The organism is Prochlorococcus sp. MIT 1201, from assembly GCF_047303415.1.
In the GTDB taxonomy this organism is placed as follows: domain Bacteria; phylum Cyanobacteriota; class Cyanobacteriia; order PCC-6307; family Cyanobiaceae; genus Prochlorococcus; species Prochlorococcus marinus_D.
This window is the reverse complement of the sequence record NZ_CP138947.1, coordinates 1271399-1289165: the sequence shown is the minus strand read 5'-3', so window position 1 is coordinate 1289165 and position 17767 is coordinate 1271399. Positions and strand designations below refer to the sequence as shown.

Annotated in this window: 20 protein-coding genes; 18 read left to right on the top strand and 2 right to left on the bottom strand. The window is 53.5% G+C overall.

The genetic code is table 11. From position 1 onward, the window contains the following. Window positions 1-52 precede the first annotated feature (52 nt). Window positions 53-523 carry a CBS domain-containing protein gene (locus SIB41_RS06230; RefSeq protein WP_041384304.1) on the bottom strand — a complete coding sequence of 157 codons (471 nt, stop codon included), beginning with the start codon at window positions 521-523 and terminating at the stop codon, window positions 53-55. 32 nt (window positions 524-555) lie between these two features. Between SIB41_RS06230 and SIB41_RS06225 the strand changes: the two genes are divergently transcribed. Next, window positions 556-1125, top strand: a complete 570-nt coding sequence (locus tag SIB41_RS06225; RefSeq protein WP_011129897.1) for a CDP-alcohol phosphatidyltransferase family protein — start codon at window positions 556-558, stop codon at window positions 1123-1125. Here SIB41_RS06225 and SIB41_RS06220 read toward each other — a convergent pair. Next, entirely contained in the window at window positions 1094-1999 is a 906-nt protein-coding gene (locus SIB41_RS06220) for an NAD-dependent epimerase/dehydratase family protein (RefSeq protein ID WP_197524593.1), read from the bottom strand. The genes SIB41_RS06225 and SIB41_RS06220 overlap by 32 nt on opposite strands. Window positions 2000-2117: 118 nt before the next feature. Here SIB41_RS06220 and hisA point away from each other — a divergent pair, with 118 nt between their 5' ends. From hisA to SIB41_RS06135, 17 genes are all read left to right on the top strand, one after another. Beyond that, window positions 2118-2885, top strand: a complete 768-nt coding sequence (hisA, locus tag SIB41_RS06215; protein ID WP_413361270.1) for a 1-(5-phosphoribosyl)-5-[(5-phosphoribosylamino)methylideneamino]imidazole-4-carboxamide isomerase — start codon at window positions 2118-2120, stop codon at window positions 2883-2885. Window positions 2886-2950: 65 nt separating this feature from the next. Continuing rightward, window positions 2951-3415: a Fur family transcriptional regulator gene (locus SIB41_RS06210; RefSeq protein ID WP_063406673.1), complete on the top strand. Its 465-nt coding sequence runs from the start codon at window positions 2951-2953 to the stop codon at window positions 3413-3415. A 71-nt stretch (window positions 3416-3486) separates the two neighbouring features. Continuing rightward, window positions 3487-5163 carry a DUF3685 domain-containing protein gene (locus tag SIB41_RS06205; protein ID WP_413361268.1) on the top strand — a complete coding sequence of 559 codons (1677 nt, stop codon included), beginning with the start codon at window positions 3487-3489 and terminating at the stop codon, window positions 5161-5163. Window positions 5164-5195: 32 nt separating this feature from the next. Then, complete coding sequence (locus tag SIB41_RS06200) at window positions 5196-5765, top strand: thylakoid membrane photosystem I accumulation factor (protein ID WP_011129902.1); 570 nt, start codon at window positions 5196-5198, stop codon at window positions 5763-5765. Window positions 5766-5846: 81 nt separating this feature from the next. Beyond that, entirely contained in the window at window positions 5847-7013 is a 1167-nt protein-coding gene (locus SIB41_RS06195; RefSeq protein ID WP_413361266.1) for a F420-0:Gamma-glutamyl ligase, read from the top strand. A 58-nt stretch (window positions 7014-7071) separates the two neighbouring features. Beyond that, a complete protein-coding gene (locus tag SIB41_RS06190; protein ID WP_413361264.1) occupies window positions 7072-8106 on the top strand; it encodes a hypothetical protein in 1035 nt (344 codons plus the stop codon). Continuing rightward, window positions 8106-8591: a Holliday junction resolvase RuvX gene (gene ruvX / locus SIB41_RS06185; RefSeq protein ID WP_011129905.1), complete on the top strand. Its 486-nt coding sequence runs from the start codon at window positions 8106-8108 to the stop codon at window positions 8589-8591. The genes SIB41_RS06190 and ruvX overlap by 1 nt, the downstream gene beginning before the upstream one ends. A 20-nt stretch (window positions 8592-8611) precedes the next feature. Beyond that, the gene (locus SIB41_RS06180; protein WP_011129906.1) at window positions 8612-9148 is read left to right on the top strand and encodes a DUF3727 domain-containing protein; all 537 of its coding nucleotides are present in this window, start codon (window positions 8612-8614) and stop codon (window positions 9146-9148) included. 5 nt (window positions 9149-9153) lie between these two features. Continuing rightward, window positions 9154-9663: a YqeG family HAD IIIA-type phosphatase gene (locus SIB41_RS06175; RefSeq protein WP_011129907.1), complete on the top strand. Its 510-nt coding sequence runs from the start codon at window positions 9154-9156 to the stop codon at window positions 9661-9663. Further along, window positions 9660-10745 carry a glutamate 5-kinase gene (gene proB, locus SIB41_RS06170; protein ID WP_413361261.1) on the top strand — a complete coding sequence of 362 codons (1086 nt, stop codon included), beginning with the start codon at window positions 9660-9662 and terminating at the stop codon, window positions 10743-10745. The genes SIB41_RS06175 and proB overlap by 4 nt, the downstream gene beginning before the upstream one ends. 56 nt (window positions 10746-10801) lie before the next feature. After that, on the top strand, window positions 10802-11845 hold the full coding sequence (gene lpxD / locus SIB41_RS06165; RefSeq protein ID WP_011129909.1) for a UDP-3-O-(3-hydroxymyristoyl)glucosamine N-acyltransferase: 1044 nt from the start codon (window positions 10802-10804) through the stop codon (window positions 11843-11845). Between the two features lie 37 nt (window positions 11846-11882). Further along, on the top strand, window positions 11883-12956 hold the full coding sequence (leuB, locus tag SIB41_RS06160; RefSeq protein WP_413361259.1) for a 3-isopropylmalate dehydrogenase: 1074 nt from the start codon (window positions 11883-11885) through the stop codon (window positions 12954-12956). A 97-nt stretch (window positions 12957-13053) separates the two neighbouring features. Next, on the top strand, window positions 13054-13956 hold the full coding sequence (locus SIB41_RS06155) for a phosphoribulokinase (protein WP_011129911.1): 903 nt from the start codon (window positions 13054-13056) through the stop codon (window positions 13954-13956). A gap of 385 nt (window positions 13957-14341) precedes the next feature. After that, window positions 14342-15154 carry a prepilin peptidase gene (locus SIB41_RS06150; protein WP_413361257.1) on the top strand — a complete coding sequence of 271 codons (813 nt, stop codon included), beginning with the start codon at window positions 14342-14344 and terminating at the stop codon, window positions 15152-15154. A gap of 187 nt (window positions 15155-15341) precedes the next feature. Next, a complete protein-coding gene (gene accD / locus SIB41_RS06145) occupies window positions 15342-16223 on the top strand; it encodes an acetyl-CoA carboxylase, carboxyltransferase subunit beta (protein WP_413361255.1) in 882 nt (293 codons plus the stop codon). 44 nt (window positions 16224-16267) lie between these two features. After that, complete coding sequence (locus SIB41_RS06140) at window positions 16268-16636, top strand: hypothetical protein (RefSeq protein ID WP_413361440.1); 369 nt, start codon at window positions 16268-16270, stop codon at window positions 16634-16636. Window positions 16637-16645: 9 nt separating this feature from the next. Beyond that, window positions 16646-17755, top strand: a complete 1110-nt coding sequence (locus tag SIB41_RS06135; RefSeq protein ID WP_063403850.1) for a Gfo/Idh/MocA family protein — start codon at window positions 16646-16648, stop codon at window positions 17753-17755. Window positions 17756-17767 lie beyond the last annotated feature (12 nt).

Below are 17767 nucleotides of genomic sequence, written 5' to 3'. Positions count from 1 at the left end.
ATTCCCTACGCCTCAATATTGGCTATTGCATATTCGCGAGCTTCGATAGGCACTAGTCACCCTGCATTGATAAAGCTCGAACAACATCACCCCGGGTAATCACCCCAACAAGTTTGCGCTGATCGTTGATTACAAATAAGCGCTGCGTACTGCGGTCATGAAGCATGGCAGCGGCCCTTGGTAATGGCAGTGCTTCATTGCAGGTATGGGTGTCGCTGCGCATCAAGTCGTTGACGCTGGTACCAAGCACTTGGTGAACTTGCTTATCCCAGTTAAGGGGGTTGCGCAAGTAGATAACACTGTCGAGCAGTAACACATACGGACCAGCATCAACGCCGCTCTCGCGCACCATCAGATCTTGCTCAGTGAGTTCCCCCACAAGCGTGCCATCGTCGTTGACAACTGGCAGGCCACTGATGTGGTGATCACTCAGTAGTTGAACAGCCTCCTGCAGAGATGTGGCTGGCACGACACTGAGAACCGGCGTTGACATGACATCCTTCACCGTCTGCTGGAGCACCATGAATCACATGCAAGTTCATTCATTCTGAGCCTGTGAGTGCACCATCCCGCCTCGGTTCACCATCAACACTGAGAAGATCGGCAAATGCTCTAACCGTGGGGAGGTCTGTCGCAGGTCTCCCCCTGGTGTTGTTGCTTCAATTGGGTCAGCCTGCTCTGGCATGGGTGTTGTTGTTGCTGGCAGGGCTTAGCGACGCCGCCGATGGCTGGCTGGCCCGCAGAGCTGGTGGTGGTAGTAGCTGGGGCGCTCGCCTGGACCCGCTTGCTGACAAGCTTCTTCTAGCAGCACCAATGATCTGGTTGGCCAGCAACGAGGCCTTGCCTGTTTGGTCGATCTGGTTACTGCTGGCCAGGGAACTACTGATTTCCGGTTGGCGTGCTCAAGCCTCATCTGGTGCTCCTGCTTCTTGGGGAGGTAAAGCAAAGACGATCCTTCAATTCCTAAGCATGCTGCTGTTGTTGTGGCCGCCTAGTTGGGGAAGCCACAACTTTTGCCTAAATATGCAGCACCTGGGCTGGTGGTTGTTCTGGCCATCTCTGATCCTGGCGTTTAGCTCTGCGGTGGCATACATCAAACCCCGATCAAGGATTGATCGGCACTGAAATCTGGTTCAGCCGTTGGCTTCAAGGAGTAGTCGTTGCAGTAGCTATCTTCGAGGCCAGTCTCAAGGTCAAAGCGTGGCTGCCAGGCCAATTCCCGCTCCACCCTGGTGATATCGGTAAGGAAATGACTCAGCCTTAGCGGGAAGGCCTTACGAGCTTTGGGATTCAGGCCTGAAGGATCAAAAGAACGAAGCTCAACGGCATTTGGATCTTTGCCACAAGCCCTTGCTGCCGCTGCAATCAAGCCCCTGAAGGTGATACCACGCTTGCTGGAACAGTTGTAAATGCGATTCGTTGCTGTCTCCACCTCAAGGGAACGAACCATGGCATCAGCCAGATCAACAACATGCCCCAATTGGGTGATGGTGGTGCCATCTCGTGGCAAAGGAACCGGTCGATTATGGACGATACGATCGAAAAACCAACGTTCAATTGGGTTGTAATTACCAGGACCATAGATGTAAGTAGGTCGGAAACTGGTAAAGGGAATTCCTTGCTGAAGCAGCCATGATTCGGTCTGAGCCTTGCCGGCATGACGACTGTTCGGGTCGGTTGCACTCTCCTCATTCAGTGGCCACTCTTCGGAATCTGCATAGACGCCAGCGGAACTGACATAGAGGAAACGATGCTTTGGCTCTCCTGTACAGGCCACCACCCTTTGACTGTCTTCAAGCTTGCGCCCTGAGCTGTCGACGATGACATCGAAGCTTCGGCCTTGAAGACGACTCAGCCCCTCAGGAGTGGTTCGATCACCACTGAGATGTTCCACACCATCTGGTAAAGAATGGCGGCCTCGTGTGAACAACGTGAGCGCATGGCCTTGGGCCTGAAGTCGAGTAACCAGAGGCTTGCCGACAAATCGGGTTCCCCCCATGATCAGAATCTTCAAAACAGCTGAATCATCAAACGCGCATATTGAAGCGCGTTCGATCAGCAACTGAAGGCCCTTCGCCCTGCAGGATGGAGGTCTAAGGCAACGTTCTTTGCCAATCATGGAGATCATCCCAGCCATCGACCTACTGGACAGCGTGTGCGTGCGACTTCACCAGGGGGACTACGAGAAGGTGACTCGCTTTAGCGAGGACCCCGTTGATCAAGCCCTTAGCTGGCAGAAGCAGGGGGCAACTCGCCTACACCTGGTGGATCTCGATGGCGCCAAATCTGGTGAGCCGGTCAACGATTCCTGTGTGCGAGCTATTACCTCAGCCCTCAATATTCCTGTCCAGCTCGGGGGTGGTGTGCGCACTCTCGAACGAGCCGAAGAACTCCTCGCCTACGGCCTTGAACAAGTCATCCTTGGCACCGTGGCAATAGAGCAACCCCAGCTAGTGAAACAGCTTGCCCAAAGGAATCCCGGTCGGATTATCGTCGGCATCGATGCCAAAAACGGCAAGGTGGCAACGCGAGGATGGATTAGCCAAAGCGAGGTGAATGCAACAGACTTAGCTGCAGATTTCAATGCTGCCGGTATCGCCGCAATCATCAGCACAGACATTGCAACTGATGGAACCCTTGAAGGGCCGAACCTAGAGTCACTACGTGCAATGGCAAACGCCAGCAGCGTTCCAGTAATCGCCTCCGGAGGCGTGGGTTGCATGGCCGATCTACTTAGTCTGCTGGCTCTTGAACCCTATGGAGTGAGTGGGGTGATTGTGGGAAGAGCTCTCTACGACGGCAAGGTGGATCTAAAAGAAGCAATCCGAGCCATTGGCGATGGCCGACTGCAGGACCCACCAACTAGCAAACCACTGATGGCATGAGGACCTTGGACTATGAATTGACCTTGCTGGAGCCGTAAATTGAATTCATTATCACTTCAGTTGTGATGCACACCGCTCCCAAAATCAGCGGCTCAAGTGCTGAGCGGGATGAAGATGGAGTGCAGGGAGCCTTCGAACGCTGCCGGCGGCTTGGGATGCGACTAAGCCGTCAGCGGCGCATGGTGCTGGATCTCCTCTGGAGCGAAGCCACTCATCTCAGTGCTCGCGATATCTTTCAAAAGCTCAACACCTGTGGACGGTCCATTGGTCACACATCCGTCTATCAGAACCTGGAGGCACTTCAATCAGCAGGATTGATCGAATGTCTCGATCGAGCCAATGGTCGCCTATACAGCTACCGAAGCGATCCTCATAGCCACCTCACTTGCATAGAGACCGGCAACATCACAGACCTTGATATAGAACTCCCTGAGGATTTGCTCGATCAAATCGAGGCCAAAACTGGTTACTGCATTCACTCCTACACCCTTCAACTCAGCGGTCGGCCAGCATGTAATAACAACGACTAAAAACATCAAGATCTCAACGGACTGGAGGATTTGCCTAACGCTCGTTACCTTGATGGCATAAGCCTTGTGCCGTGGTGAATTTGGCGGACAGCACATCCACTCAGATCCTGTTGCTGGCTCCCGATCTGCTCGGTGAATCCTTAGCGTTGCAGCTCAGCAGTGCAAACCCAAACCTGGATGTCATTCTGCGGACGGACCAGCTGAGCCGTCATCCAGTCCTAGTGATCTTGTCGGTTGAGAGTCTCGAAACTCTCAGCACATTGCAACTGGAACTCAAAAGACTTCAGGAGCATTGGCAACCTGCGCCAGTAATGCTGATCCTTCCGGCCCAGCTTCGATTCAATGCAAACGAGTTGTTGAGCCTCGATTGTCCAGGCCTACTTCAAGACCCCGATCTGGCCACATTGCAGGCTGCCATCACCACTCTTTGTGGCGGTGGCAGAGTTGTGAGACTCAATGCTGCCCCCGTCTCCCAAGACAGCATTCCCCAAGCAACGATGGGGCTTGGTCAGTGGCTGTTGGTGAGTGGTCTCCAGCAGATCGACAACGATCTGAGGTTGATCGAAGCATTCCTCAACCCACCGCCCAAAAATGAACTGTTTCGTCTTTTGATGGAAGGGCGCCAGCGGGAACTCCGTAGTGCAAGAGATTTTTTGTTATGGATTTGGGGACCGCTGCAAGTGGGTCTACGCAACCCTTTCCCCCCAAATCGGCCATCCCAAAAGGCACGCATCAATTTCGATTTCGATGCTTCAAGACAGATCTCAGCAGAAGCTGCCGGAACGGTTATCTGCCTCAGTGAACGGAACGCAGTGGCGGTATGGGGGGCGATCCGTCAGCGGCTTAGCGATTCCGTAGAAAAAGGACTCAGAAATTCAACAGGCAGCCTGCTAGCGATTGAAAGCCTCAATCCTGAGCGACGTCGTGACCTACTCCGTGCCCTTTTGAACCAATTGGATCATGTGCTGAAAAAACTGCGTCAACCCAACAGTACCGAGACCCCACTCAATGACTCCTGGCTGACGCTCGAATCTGAACTACGTGAACAAGCCCTGCGATCTATGGCAGGTAATTACGTCAGACTTCCTCGAGGTGGTGAACTCAAACCAGTGGCAGATCAATTGCTTGCCACTGCCGATCTCAAGGGAATTGATCAAGAACTTCCAGATCCCCAGAGAATGCTGGCTCCATTGCTGCTCGACAGACCCGTGCTTGTTGAGGGGCAGCTGCTGCCGGCAGATTCCCCTCGTGCCTTACTGCAACTCGAAATGTTGGTGGGTAACTGGCTCGTACGAACCGCTGAAATAATCAGTGCCGAAGTTCTCGGAACCTGTGGTGAGTGGCCCGAACTACGCCGCTTCCTACTGAACCAGCACTTGATCTCCACACGAGAACTCGAGCGATTGCGTAATCAACTCAATAGTCAGGCCCGTTGGCAAAACTGGATTCAAAGACCAATCCAGCTCTACGAAAGTAAACGACTCCTCTACAGGTTGCGAGACGGCATTATCGAGCCATTACTGCTCACCGAACCTCGTGATGAAGAACTCAGCCAGCTTGGTTGGTGGCAGCAGCAAGTTGCTCTATTGCTCGAAGCTCGCGATGCTCTGGCACCCTCAATGCAATCCCTGATCAAACGCATCGGTGATCTCATGGTGGTCGTGCTTACGCAGGTATTAGGCCGTGCTATTGGTCTGGTTGGACGAGGAATCGCGCAGGGAATGGGACGCAGCCTGAGAGGTGGCTAATTCCCATACTTTCGAGGCAATCAAGCGCCAAAATGAGCATTAAACATCTCCGTGTACTGCCCATGACCCATCTGCTCAAAGCACTCCTGAGCTTGGGTCTGGCCATTCTTCTGATGGTGCCCCCAGTCCAAGCCATCCGAGATGACGATGCCTACGACGGCAACATCTTCCCGATCTATGCGGGTGATGGTTCATTGGGTTACGGGCAAGCAACAAACCTTCCCGAAGCCCTTAGGGAGAAGCGCACAAGTGTGATCGTGTTTTATCTCGATGACAGCGCCGTCTGTAAGGCTTTCTCGCCTGTGGTTTCAACAATTAACTTGATATGGAGAGATTCCATTGATCTGATCCCATTGACCACAGACGAGTTTCAAGGACGAACAAGCAACGATCCCCATGAAGAGTCTTATTACTGGCATGGACGCATCCCTCAAGTGGTGGTGATCGATGGTCAAGGTGAGGTGCTACTCGATCAAGAAGGCCAAGTTTCACTCGATGAAATCAATGATGCAATCAGTACTGCTACAGGCCTAAGTAAACCAATTGATTCTCTTAAAATCGACAGCTTCAATGAGTACAACAGCTTCATGGTGAAAGAATAAGGCGCTAAAGCACTGCTATCAGCATCAACCACCCTTTACGCTGCGCGCCAGGTCCCCCGGTCTAGTAAGCCGGCTGCTCCAATGACTTGCCTGCTTGAGCTGCTCCTACTGCTGGGTCTTGGTGTGTTTTGGCTCGAACTGAGGCATCTCCTGAGGCCCGCCTCCCCTCTGAGCCTCAAGGCGCTCGACTTCAACGTCAAGCAAAGCAACTCTGATCTTGATGTAGAAATCTGGCTGGAGATCAGCAACCCCCATCCGCGCATGGAAGTGATGGTGCCTGAGTTGCAAATTAACCCTGTTCTGCTTGGCAAAGCCGATCTAAGTGAAGTCAAGTTGAGCACAAAGATCACCCCACATCATCCAGATGAAAAGGCTCGCGATGATGGTTACTGGGCGGCCTACATTGTCAAAGGCCACAAAAGCACGAGGGTGCAGGTGAACCTGCGCCTGCAGAACAGCAAAAACAGCGATTTGAAAACCAGTGCTGACAGCATTTGGGTAGATGTCAACTGGGTGAACTACGGCCCCTTTGGTCGGCTGAAGCGTCGTCAAGGTGTCCTGGTGCCACTCCATCAGCCAGAACCTCTCCAACCCTCTGAAGTCAGCTTCCAAGCTGGCGATTGCTGTGAGGTGTTACCTCTGAAAACCCATTTGCTTGGCACCCTCGATAACACTGTTGAGATCTTGCGTGACTACGCCAAGCCGCATCTACGCCCCGGAGATGTCCTCACGATCGGGGAAACCCCGGTGGCGATTATGCAAGGGCGCTATCACCACCCGAGCACAGTCAACCCTGGATGGCTCGCCCGGTTCCTTTGCCGAGCCTTTCATCCCACAAGCAGTCTTGCTACTGCTTGTGGGCTACAGAGCTTAATTAATCTGGTAGGGCCAACCAGAGTGCTACTGGCATGGATCGTTGGCCTAATTCTGAAAACACTAGGTATCAAAGGAGGCTTCTATCGACTTGCTGGCGAACAGGCACGTCTAATTGATGACATCACAGGAACCACTCCTCCATACGATCAAACGATCGTGCTTGGGCCCCTCGCGCCAACAAAGCTCTGCAGACAAGCAGCCGCTGAGTTGGGAGTTGGCGTTGCCATCGTTGATGTCAATGATCTCGGCCGGGTGAAGGTTCTGGCCTCTAGTGATGGTTGCGATGAAACCCTTCTCAAGAAAGCTCTGCGTCCGAACCCAGCCGGTAATGCCAATGAACGCACGCCTCTGGTCTTGGTCCGACCCAATTGACCACAATGGAAGACATGGTCAAGCTGGATAAGATTCAAATGAAGGCATTGGTCGAGGCGTGATCGAGGCATCCAGCAGCCCCCTTCAGGTGATGTCCCTCAGAGCGAGCCACTTCCCCATGCTGAATGCCAGCGAACACGCTGGTCGGATGCACTGGCTAGAGACCATGCTTTGGCGCGGTTGGCTGGCAAGAGCTGAACAACAACTTCCAAGCTTGTTGCCAACTAGGCAGCCAAGTTGCCTAGTTGCTCTTGAGCAGAAAAATCTGGTCGGCTTTGTTGTGATTAGGCCCTACAACCGACGTGGCACGTGCTGGTCAGTGACCTCACCGGAGCTCATAACGTCGCCGCGGCAATGCAGCAACCAAAGCGTGAGCCGTGACCTTTTAACAAATGCCATCCAGCAAGGCAGTAAGCGGGCACAGAGCTGGATCTTGCGCTGCCCCGCCAATGACACCGATCAGCTGGCACTAGCCAGAGTGCTCGGCTTTCAACCTCTCAAGCTCTTCCAGTGTTGGACATCACCCTCACTGATGGCCCAGTCGATACCAACTTGGCCTGCTGAGCTCAGCTGGCAACAGCTGAGCCGTCGAACAGCCTCCTTGCTTTGGCCACTGGAAAAAGCCGGAGGATCTGGCCATCTCCGCCAGATCGTCGATCGACAATGGATCGACCTACTTGACCAAAACCAAACGGGCAGTGGCGTGCTGCTTGCCCAGGGCGGCGCAACGAGTACGGCCATTGCAGGTCTGGTTAGCCATCCTGGAACAAACTCAGAAACAGTGCTTGAACTGATGCGCGATGTCGGCTGGGACCCTCGACTGTCACAAGCTCTGCCAAAAGTTTTAGCTGACCTTACGAGCATGTCCAAAACATTCCGACTGATCACCACCAGCGAAGACGAGCCTCTCAATACTCTTCTCGAACAACTGAGATGGAAGCGTGCGGGAGAAGAGTTGCTGCTTGGTCGCAGTCTTTGGCGTCGCCAGGTAAGTAACAAGTTGCTTCTTGGAGCTCGACCACTGCAATCGATGCTGGGGCGACTGCAACCCCAGCACCCACCTCTGCCTACTCCAATCCTGGGCCGACGTTAATGACGGCAACAAAACCCAGCCCCAAATCCATGCTTAGTCTGGATTTGGGGAAAAGACGCATCGGCCTAGCAGGTTGCGATCCACTTGGCATCACGGTGAGTCCTCTACCACCTCTGCAGAGAAAAAGCTTCGAACGAGACCTAAAAGTGTTGCAGTGGCACTGCACTAGTCGCAAAGTAGAAGGTTTGGTCGTGGGTTTGCCGCTCGATGCCAAAGGTCTGCCCACAGATCAAGCACGACACTATGAGCGTTATGGACAACGCTTGGCGAGAGCTCTCAAGCTGCCTCTCGCTTTGGTTAATGAACACAGCAGTAGTTGGGCTGCTGCTGAACGCTACAACTTGCAAGGCGATCGAAGTGGCCAGCTTGATAGCGCTGCGGCAGCACTTCTGCTCGAGCAGTGGTTGCGAGAAGGTCCCGAACTGAAACCGGTCCACGTGGCGGCCCATCCAGTGAGTCAGGTGAACAGCGATAGTGGATCCTGAGCAAATCAACCTCAGCTCCAATGACTGCCCCGGGTCCAAACATCAATGGCGAGGTGCCAACGGTCTTAGTAAGAGATGATGAAGGGCGGGATCTGCTCTGTTTTCTCGAGCAACTCATTCCCCTTGATGACAAGGATTACGCCCTACTCACACCGGTCGACACCCCCGTCTCCCTCTTCCGCCTCAGCGAAGGCAACGATCCTGAACTGATCGAAACGATTGCCAGCAGTGAACCAATCCTTTCAGTGGCCGATGTCGTGCTGCAAGAACACGACCTCACTCTTGTTCGTTCAGCTGTAACACTCACTGTGAACGGTGAACTAGATGAACCCGATCCAGAGGAATTGGAAGATGAGGAAACCGATGACGACTCCGAGACATATGAATTACTCGTTAGTTTTATGGTTCAAGAGCAGGAGTATGGCCTTTATATCCCTCTGGATCCCTTCTTCGTTGTGGCTCGCATGACCGACGGTCAAGCAAAGCTTGTCGAAGGAGAGGAATTCGATCAAGTTCAGCCACGTATTGAAGTCGAGCTCGAAGATAGGGAGCTGTAGATCAGATGAGCCAACACTGGCTTCAGCCAAACTGGGCACCCGGCCTGACCCTTCCCCATCTGCCGATCCAGCACTTGCTGGATCAGGGCCTGCAGGCCCTGATCCTTGACGTTGATCGCACCTTGCTGCCCGGGCGTGAGATTGAATTACCGCTATCCGTTACAAGCTGGGTTAAGGAAGCCCAACGCCATCTGTTACTTCACCTCTTCAGCAACAATCCCTCTCGAAAACGTATCGGTTCGGTAGCTGAGCAACTAGATCTCACCTTCACCTGCAGTGCAGCGAAACCTCGCAGAGCCCGACTGCGAAAGGTACTCAATCAGATCCAGTGCAAACCTACAGAGATTGCCATTGTGGGAGATCGAATCTTCACTGACGTGCTAGCCGGAAACCGTCTTGATCTCTATACCGTTCTAGTTCGACCACTACGCGCCGATGGCTACCCCTGCAAAAACAACAGAGTTCAGCGTCTTGAACAAAAACTTGCCGCATGGTTAGGGGCCCCACAGACATGAGTCTGTGGGTGGTGAAGGTGGGAACCAGCCTGCTGAGAGGCAATGAGAAGCAATCCACCGCCGAAGTGATTGAGAGCTACAGCGCCTGCCTTTCAGCAAGCCTCAAGCGGGGGGATCATGTTGTCCTCGTAACAAGTGGCGCCGTAGGTCTTGGTTGTAATCGTCTAGGGCTAAGCCAACGGCCGGTTGATGTGGTGGCTCTCCAAGGGACGGCGGCGATCGGTCAAGGACAACTCATGGCTCTTTATGAGGCTGCCATGAGCCGAAGGGGTCACACCGTGGCTCAGGTATTGCTTACCCGCTCAGATCTTGGCTCGAGGCAGCGATACCGCAATGCTTCTAGCACCTTGAAGCAATTGCTCGACTGGGGCGTTCTGCCGGTGGTGAATGAGAACGACGCCCTCTCTCCGGAAGAATTGCGATACGGCGACAACGACACCCTTTCAGCTCTCGTTGCAACCGCAGTGGAGGCTGATCAGCTCATCATGCTCACCGACGTGGATCGCCTTTATTCCTCAGACCCCCGCATTAATGCCTCTGCCGAACCGATCTCAGATGTTTACCATCCCCATGAACTGACTGCCCTGGAAGTCGCGGCAGGGGAGGGAGGTTCCTGGGGCACTGGGGGCATGACTACAAAACTTGCGGCAGCTCGCATCGCTACCGCAAGTGGCATCACCGTTCTTCTTGCTGATGGCCGCGATCCTCAAGTGCTTGATGGGTTGCTGCAAGGAAGACGGAGCGGCACGGTGTTTCATCCTCACCCTCAACCTCTCGGCAATCGCAAGAGCTGGCTGGCCCATGCTCTGAAGCCCTTAGGGACCCTTCAGCTGGATGAAGGCGCCTGCGATGCCCTTCAACATCGTGGCGCCTCCCTGCTCTTGGTGGGGGTTAAAGAGGTGGAAGGAAACTTTGAAGCCAACCAGCCGGTAAGACTAATTAATCCCGAAGGTAATGAGCTCGCTCGAGGCCTGTGTTCCTTGAGTAGCAAAGAACTGCGCGAGGCCATTGAGACCCAAATGAGCACGAATCGTTCACCGGTCGTGGTGCATAGGGACGTGTTGGTTCTCCGCAACGCGTGACTTGATTGAACATCACCAACACATCACGCCTACGATCCGCCGAAAAGTGATTTGACATGCGCTTCAGCCAGTTGATCGCCTCCCTCCAACAAGGAAGCGCTGGGCTGCAGGACCACCAGCTAGCTGAAGATCCTGAACTGCTTAGCGGCGCATCTCTCGATCAAGCAAAGGCCAATCAGCTCAGTTTTCTGGAACAGGGCAATGCACTAACCACTCAGCTAAGCCACAGCAAGGTTGGGGCCGTATTGATTCCACCTCAGGATGATCTACGTGTCATTGCTGAACAAAGAGGGCTGGCCTTTGCGGTGTTGCGAGATCCTCGCCTGGCATTCGCTGAAGCCTTGGAACAATTGCATCCACGCTCGCGGCCCAAGGCAGGTGTTCACCCCACAGCCGTGATCGGAGATCAAGTGCATCTTGGCCAAGGGATCTCAATCGGTGCGCACGTCGTCATCGGTGATGGCAGCCGTATCGGTGCCTATAGCGTGGTCCATCCAGGCGTAGTGATTTACGAAGATGTGGTGGTGGGGGAAGCTAATGAACTTCATGCCAATGCTGTTCTTCAGCCTGGTTCCAGGCTAGGTCTGAACTGCGTTGTGCACTCCAATGCCGTTGTGGGATCAGAGGGTTTCGGCTTCGTACCTACCGCCAATGGATGGAGAAAGATGCCCCAAACCGGTTTGGTGGTTCTTGAAGACGGTGTAGAAGTGGGCTGCGGGTCGACCATCGACCGTCCATCGGTGGGTGAGACTCGCATCGGCGCTGGGACCAAAATTGACAACCTCGTGCAAATCGGCCACGGGGTGGTTACAGGCCAAGGATGTGCCCTTGCCTCACAGGTGGGGATTGCCGGCGGTGCTCGCCTGGGTGAAGGTGTAATCCTCGCCGGTCAGGTTGGAGTCGCTAATCGCGCTGTAATCGGCGATCGTGCCATCGCTAGCTCGAAGAGCGGTATTCATGGCGAAGTTGAAGCGGGGGAAGTTGTCAGCGGCTATCCCGCGATTCCAAATCGCCTCTGGTTGCGCTGTTCCGCCACCTTCAGCAAATTACCGGAGATGGCCAAAATGTTGAGGAAGCTGACAAGAGATACACCTCAGTAACCTCACAGGAGGCACAAGCCATTTTGGAGTTCTCCACATGCGCCAGCACCGCATCGTTCTGCTGCCTGGTGATGGTATCGGTCCTGAAATCACTGCTGTAGCAAAGCTGTTACTTGATGCAGTAGGCCACCAACACGGTTTCAAGCTGAATTTCGAGCAACACCCCATCGGTGGGGTTGCCATAGACGCAAGCGGATCGCCCTTGCCCGCCAGCACCCTTGAGGCATGTCAAGCCAGTGATGCGGTGCTCCTTGCAGCAATTGGTAGCCCTCGCTTTGACGCCCTGCCCAGGGAGCAACGGCCGGAAACAGGCTTGTTATCCCTTCGGGCAGGACTGAAACTATTTGCGAACCTGAGGCCGGTGATGATCTTGCCGGCCCTGATCGATGCCAGCAGCCTGAAAGCAAATGTGATCAAAGGCGTTGATCTAATGGTGGTGCGTGAGCTCACAGGTGGGATTTATTTCGGCCAACCGAAAGGGCGGATTGAGGCCGATGGGGATGAGCGCGCTTTCAACACAATGACCTACTCCAGAACTGAGGTGGATCGAATCGCCAAGGTCGCTTTCGAGCTTGCCCGCGATCGCAGCGGAAAGCTTTGTTCAGTAGATAAGGCAAACGTGCTTGATGTCAGTCAACTGTGGCGTGATCGTGTCGATGCTTTGGCTGCCAACTATGGAGATGTAGAGCTCAGCCACATGTATGTGGACAATGCCGCGATGCAATTGGTGCGCAACCCCAGGCAATTTGACGTGCTGCTTACCGGCAACCTATTCGGAGACATCCTTAGTGACGAAGCAGCGATGCTTACCGGTTCGATTGGCATGCTGCCCTCAGCTTCGCTCGGCAGCGAAGGACCAGGACTGTTCGAACCGGTGCATGGCTCCGCACCCGATATCGCAGGACAAGACCTGGCCAATCCAATGGCAATGGTGCTTTGCGCAGCAATGATGCTGAGAATTGGCTTAAAGGAAAACGATGCCGCCACGGCTCTTGAAGGATCAGTAGAGCGTGTTCTCGCGGCAGGTTTCCGTACAGGTGACCTCATGAGTGAGGGTTGCACCCAACTGGGCTGCGCAGAGATGGGTGAGCAATTGCTGCAAGCGCTTTAAAGGATCGAGAACTCTGATAAGCAAATGCTGATGTTGCCAAATTGAGCTGTTTGCTCCATGACCTGCCAAAATCTCTGGGCCTGTCCTGTCTGCGTCGATGTCGAAGCGTCACCCGGTTGTCGCCGTTACAGGGTCCTCTGGAGCCGGAACCAGCACCGTAAAGCGGGCCTTCGAACACATTTTTTCCCGAGAGAAAATCACGCCCGCCGTTGTGGAGGGCGATAGCTACCACCGCTTCGAGCGGATGGCCATGAAGGAAGCCATGGCTGACGCCTTGGCCAAGGGTGAAAACTTCTCCCACTTCGGCCCAGAAGCGAACTTATTCGACAAGCTGGAAGAGCTCTTCCGCACCTACGGTCAAACAGGGGGTGGCAAGAAGCGTTATTACTTGCATAGCACTGAAGAGGCAGCAGAACATAACAGCCGCCTAGGCACGAAACTTGACCCCGGTCAGTTCACCCCTTGGGAGGAAATTCCAACCAACACGGATGTTCTCTTCTATGAAGGACTGCATGGTGGTGTCGTTGGTGATGGCTACGACGTAGCAGCCTGCGCCGACCTACTGGTTGGGGTGGTACCAATCACCAACCTTGAGTGGATACAAAAAATCCACCGCGACAATGCCGAGCGAGGCTATTCCGCAGAAGCAATTGTGGATACGATTCTGCGCCGCATGCCTGATTACATCAACCACATCTGTCCACAATTCAGCCGTACAGACATCAATTTCCAGAGAGTGCCCACTGTGGACACCTCGAACCCATTCATTTGTAGGAACATCCCTACGCCGGATGAAAGCTTTGTGATCATTCACTTCCGCAAAGGTGCTCGCGAAAAATGGGGCATCGACTTTGGAGATCTGCTCAACATGATTAATGACTCGTTTATGTCGAGCCCGACAAGCATCGTGGTGAACGGAGGCAAGATGGGTTTTGCAATGGAATTAATTTTGACCCCGATCATTCATCGCCTGATTGAAGACAAACACAAACTCTCATAAACAAAATAATTTAGTTACCTCAAGAAACAACTATGATGGGATTATCTGAGTAATCAGTTAATCCTATTTCTATTTCCAACCTCTCATTTGTAATTGCAACAGCCGCTCCCCGATCAACCGAGGCAGCACGCTGCGATCGGTTCAACAGCGGCCAACTGATTGAGAAAGCACGACAAATTTATTTCAACTATCTCTCCAACACCATCACTGGCACGGAACCCATTGGTGTTGTTCTGAATGAAAACAATGGGAAAGGACGCGTTGTCTTTGATCTTCCGGTTCTGCTTCCAAAAGAAAAATTTCTCAAGCTAGAGCTCCTGCGCACCCTCCCGATGCGCTCCCGTCAAACCCGTGCAAGAAACATCGCCATCTCTAGGCGCAGCTAATGCTCTGGATCTATCTAGCGATCATCGGAGCTTGTATGGGCAGCTTCATCAATGTGATGGCTTGGCGGCTTCCCCGAAAGGAATCATTGATTTGGCCTGGTAGCCATTGCCCACGTTGTGGATGTGGTGTGCGTTGGCACGACAACATCCCAGTACTCGCATGGATTCAACTGGGCGGTCGCTGTCGTGATTGCAGAACCACCATTCCAGTGCGTTATCCAGCGGTGGAGAGTCTCAGCGCCGGGCTTTGGGTATCGGCTGCCTTGGCAGCTCCAACCAGCATGGGCGAGTTGTCTTCCTTGTTCAATCTCTTTGCTGGAGTCGTGCTTGTCAGTGTGCTGTTGCCACTGGTCCTCATCGACCTCGATCACATGTGGTTGCCAGAATCACTTTGTCGGGCTGGCCTTTTGTTAGGCCTGGCGTTCACCGCGACAGCGGCAGTTTCACTCGGCTGGAGTAAGGGATCAAGCCTGCTACTCGACCATTTACTAGCAGCAGCAGCAGCCTTAATTGCGATGGAAGGGCTTAGCTTCCTTGCCAAAAAGCTGATTGGCCAGCCGGCCCTTGGGCTTGGTGATGCCAAATTGGCGGCCATGGCTGGAGCATGGTTAGGACTGAATGGGGTGGCTATGGCCATGACCCTGGCCATCATCAGCGGCGCAGCGGTTGGTCTCATCGGTCGGCTTGCTGGTCAGCTACAACCTCGCCAGCCTTTTCCCTTCGGGCCTTTCATTGCCTTTGGGGTCTGGGGTGTATGGCTTTGTGGATCAGATTGGTGGTGGCAACATTGGCTCAACCTAATGGGTCTTTAATAGACCAACGGCTGCTAGAAAAAAATGCCAACTGTCAGTGAATCAAGCGCGCTTTAGATTTGGATGAATCACCACTTCTTAATTTGCGGTATTGGACATAAGCATGGACACTTGATCCATCCTTATGACTGCCCGAGAAGCCTTGTGCCAGTTGAGAAGTCACCCGTCCTCACACTGATTTAAAAGGATGAGTTTATTCGACTGGTTTGCTGATCGTCGCAAGGGTCAGTTCGTTGGCAAGGTGAGCCAGGAAACTGAAGAAAGCGATGGCCTTTGGGTCAAATGCCCCGAATGCGGTCAGGTGGTTTATCGCAAGGATCTTCATGCCAATGCAAGTGTTTGTTCCAACTGCGGTTACCACCACCGCATCGATAGCGACGAAAGGATCGTCCTGATTGCTGATCAAGGAAGTTTTAAATCACTGGATCGCAACCTCAGCCCTACAGATCCACTCGGATTTAAAGATCGCCGTGCCTATGCCGATCGACTTAGAGAAAGCCAGGCCTCAACAGGCATGAAGGACGGGGTCGTCACAGGTCTTTGCCAAGTCGAAGGAATGCCGATGGCCATGGCGGTGATGGATTTCCGCTTCATGGGCGGTTCTATGGGATCAGTTGTTGGCGAAAAGATCACCCGACTGGTGGAGCGGGCAACAGCCCAAGGTCTACCCCTCTTGATTGTCTGCGCTTCAGGCGGAGCTCGAATGCAAGAAGGTATGCTCAGCCTGATGCAAATGGCCAAGATTTCCGGTGCTCTTCAACGACATCGAGAGGCTGAATTGCTCTACATCCCACTACTCACTCATCCAACTACCGGTGGTGTGACTGCAAGTTTTGCCATGCTTGGTGATCTAATTCTGGCGGAACCGAAGGCTCTGATTGGCTTTGCTGGACGCCGGGTCATTGAGCAGACCTTGCGGGAAAAACTACCCGACAATTTTCAGACTGCCGAATATCTGCAAGAGCATGGCTTCGTAGACACGATCGTGCCTCGAACGCAACTTCGTAAAACGCTGGCCTCACTCTTGCTGCTGCATGGCTGTAAAGCGAAAAAGGCTGCGGGTAAATGAGCAAATCTCTATTCCGATTCTGCCTCTGGCTAGGTCAGGGTTTCATGCTCCTGCTGCTAACCCTTTTTATGCCTTACGGCTTTCTCGAAGTAGAAATCGCAAGCGCTGGCCCAGTCGAATGGAAGGAAGTCCCCGCTACTGAAGCTGGACAGCAATGGTGGGATATAGGTAGCCTTCATTACGACAAGGATGGCAATCTCAGCGTGCTTAGTCGCTTTACTCCAGCGCTCAGAGAAGGCGAGAAGCAACAAAATGGCAGCCTCTATTTGATGCATGTGGATTGCGATCAAAAGCTCTTCAGGGATACCTCGGTGAATGGTTTGCATCGTTTCCGCGCAGAATGGAAACCCTCTGATGGCGATGAGCTCATCGATGCAGTCATCGATGAGGTTTGCACTGCAGAAGTGACGTAAATATCAATCATGAATCCAATTCGTCCACCAATTGGTGTTGCTATTGCCGGCCTTGGCTTCGGTGAAAGCGTTCATCTTCCGGCACTAAAAGCCAATCCAGACCTACAGCCTGTTGCCCTATGGCATCCACGCAGAGAGCGACTAGAAAAAGCTTCTAACCAGCATGAACTTATCGGCTATAGCGATTGGTCAGCCCTATTGACTGATCCAAAGATCGAGGCCGTGATTCTGGCAACACCACCAGGCCCGCGTTTTGAATTGGCGCTCGAAGCATTGAAAGCTGGAAAACATTTGCTTCTGGAGAAACCCGTCGCGTTGCATGCCGATCAAGTCGCTGAACTGCAACGACTGGCCATCAAGCAAAGATTGAGCGTGGCCGTGGACTTTGAATACCGTGCTGTGCCGTTGTTTATGCAAGCCAAGCGTTTGCTTGATCAAGGGATCGTGGGAACGCCATGGCTGGTGAAACTTGACTGGTTAATGAGTAGTCGCGCCAATGCTTCAAGACCATGGAACTGGTATTCCCAATCCGAGGCAGGTGGCGGCGTGATTGGGGCGCTAGGCACTCATGCCATGGACATGCTGCATTGGTTGTGTGGGCCAACTCGCCAGGTGAGTGCTCTGCTATCCACCTCGATTCAAACAAGGCCTGATCCAATTAGTGGCGAACTGCGTGATGTGAGCAGTGAAGACGTCACCCTGGCTCAGTTAAAGCTGGGTGGAAATGAGAGGCCTGAAATACCTGCACAGGTGAGCCTCACGGCAATTGCCCTCCAGGGAAGAGGGTGCTGGCTGGAGATCTACGGCAGCAACGGCAGCCTCTTGCTTGGCAGTGACAACCAGAAAGACTATGTGCATGGCTTTGGCCTCTGGGCAGCAGCTGCCGGTGAGCCACTTCGCAGCATTAGCGCTGATTTGGATCTAGCGTTCCCCACCACATGGACTGATGGTCGCATCGCCCCTGTAGCGAGGCTTCAAGGCTGGTGGGCCGAGAGCATGCGCAGTGGCCAGCCAATGCTGCCAGGCCTTGCGGAAGGATGGGCCAGCCAACAGGTATGCGACAAAATAAGGGATTCAGCTAGATCAGGACAGCGACTTGAAATCCAATCGACACTCTGAAAATAAATAAGC

Excerpts from the sequence above, each read along its gene's own strand:
- SIB41_RS06135 (WP_063403850.1), top strand. The coding sequence starts at position 16,646 with ATGAATCCAATTCGTCCACCAATTGGTGTTGCTATTGCCGGCCTTGGC.
- accD (WP_413361255.1), top strand. The coding sequence starts at position 15,342 with ATGAGTTTATTCGACTGGTTTGCTGATCGTCGCAAGGGTCAGTTCGTT.
- hisA (WP_413361270.1), top strand. The coding sequence starts at position 2,118 with ATGGAGATCATCCCAGCCATCGACCTACTGGACAGCGTGTGCGTGCGA.
- SIB41_RS06230 (WP_041384304.1), bottom strand. The coding sequence starts at position 523 with ATGGTGCTCCAGCAGACGGTGAAGGATGTCATGTCAACGCCGGTTCTC.
- SIB41_RS06210 (WP_063406673.1), top strand. The coding sequence starts at position 2,951 with ATGCACACCGCTCCCAAAATCAGCGGCTCAAGTGCTGAGCGGGATGAA.
- leuB (WP_413361259.1), top strand. The coding sequence starts at position 11,883 with ATGCGCCAGCACCGCATCGTTCTGCTGCCTGGTGATGGTATCGGTCCT.
- SIB41_RS06150 (WP_413361257.1), top strand. The coding sequence starts at position 14,342 with ATGCTCTGGATCTATCTAGCGATCATCGGAGCTTGTATGGGCAGCTTC.
- SIB41_RS06155 (WP_011129911.1), top strand. The coding sequence starts at position 13,054 with ATGTCGAAGCGTCACCCGGTTGTCGCCGTTACAGGGTCCTCTGGAGCC.
- SIB41_RS06180 (WP_011129906.1), top strand. The coding sequence starts at position 8,612 with ATGACTGCCCCGGGTCCAAACATCAATGGCGAGGTGCCAACGGTCTTA.
- SIB41_RS06140 (WP_413361440.1), top strand. The coding sequence starts at position 16,268 with ATGCTCCTGCTGCTAACCCTTTTTATGCCTTACGGCTTTCTCGAAGTA.
- proB (WP_413361261.1), top strand. The coding sequence starts at position 9,660 with ATGAGTCTGTGGGTGGTGAAGGTGGGAACCAGCCTGCTGAGAGGCAAT.
- lpxD (WP_011129909.1), top strand. The coding sequence starts at position 10,802 with ATGCGCTTCAGCCAGTTGATCGCCTCCCTCCAACAAGGAAGCGCTGGG.
- SIB41_RS06175 (WP_011129907.1), top strand. The coding sequence starts at position 9,154 with ATGAGCCAACACTGGCTTCAGCCAAACTGGGCACCCGGCCTGACCCTT.
- ruvX (WP_011129905.1), top strand. The coding sequence starts at position 8,106 with ATGACGGCAACAAAACCCAGCCCCAAATCCATGCTTAGTCTGGATTTG.
- SIB41_RS06195 (WP_413361266.1), top strand. The coding sequence starts at position 5,847 with ATGACTTGCCTGCTTGAGCTGCTCCTACTGCTGGGTCTTGGTGTGTTT.
- SIB41_RS06200 (WP_011129902.1), top strand. The coding sequence starts at position 5,196 with ATGAGCATTAAACATCTCCGTGTACTGCCCATGACCCATCTGCTCAAA.
- SIB41_RS06220 (WP_197524593.1), bottom strand. The coding sequence starts at position 1,999 with ATGGGGGGAACCCGATTTGTCGGCAAGCCTCTGGTTACTCGACTTCAG.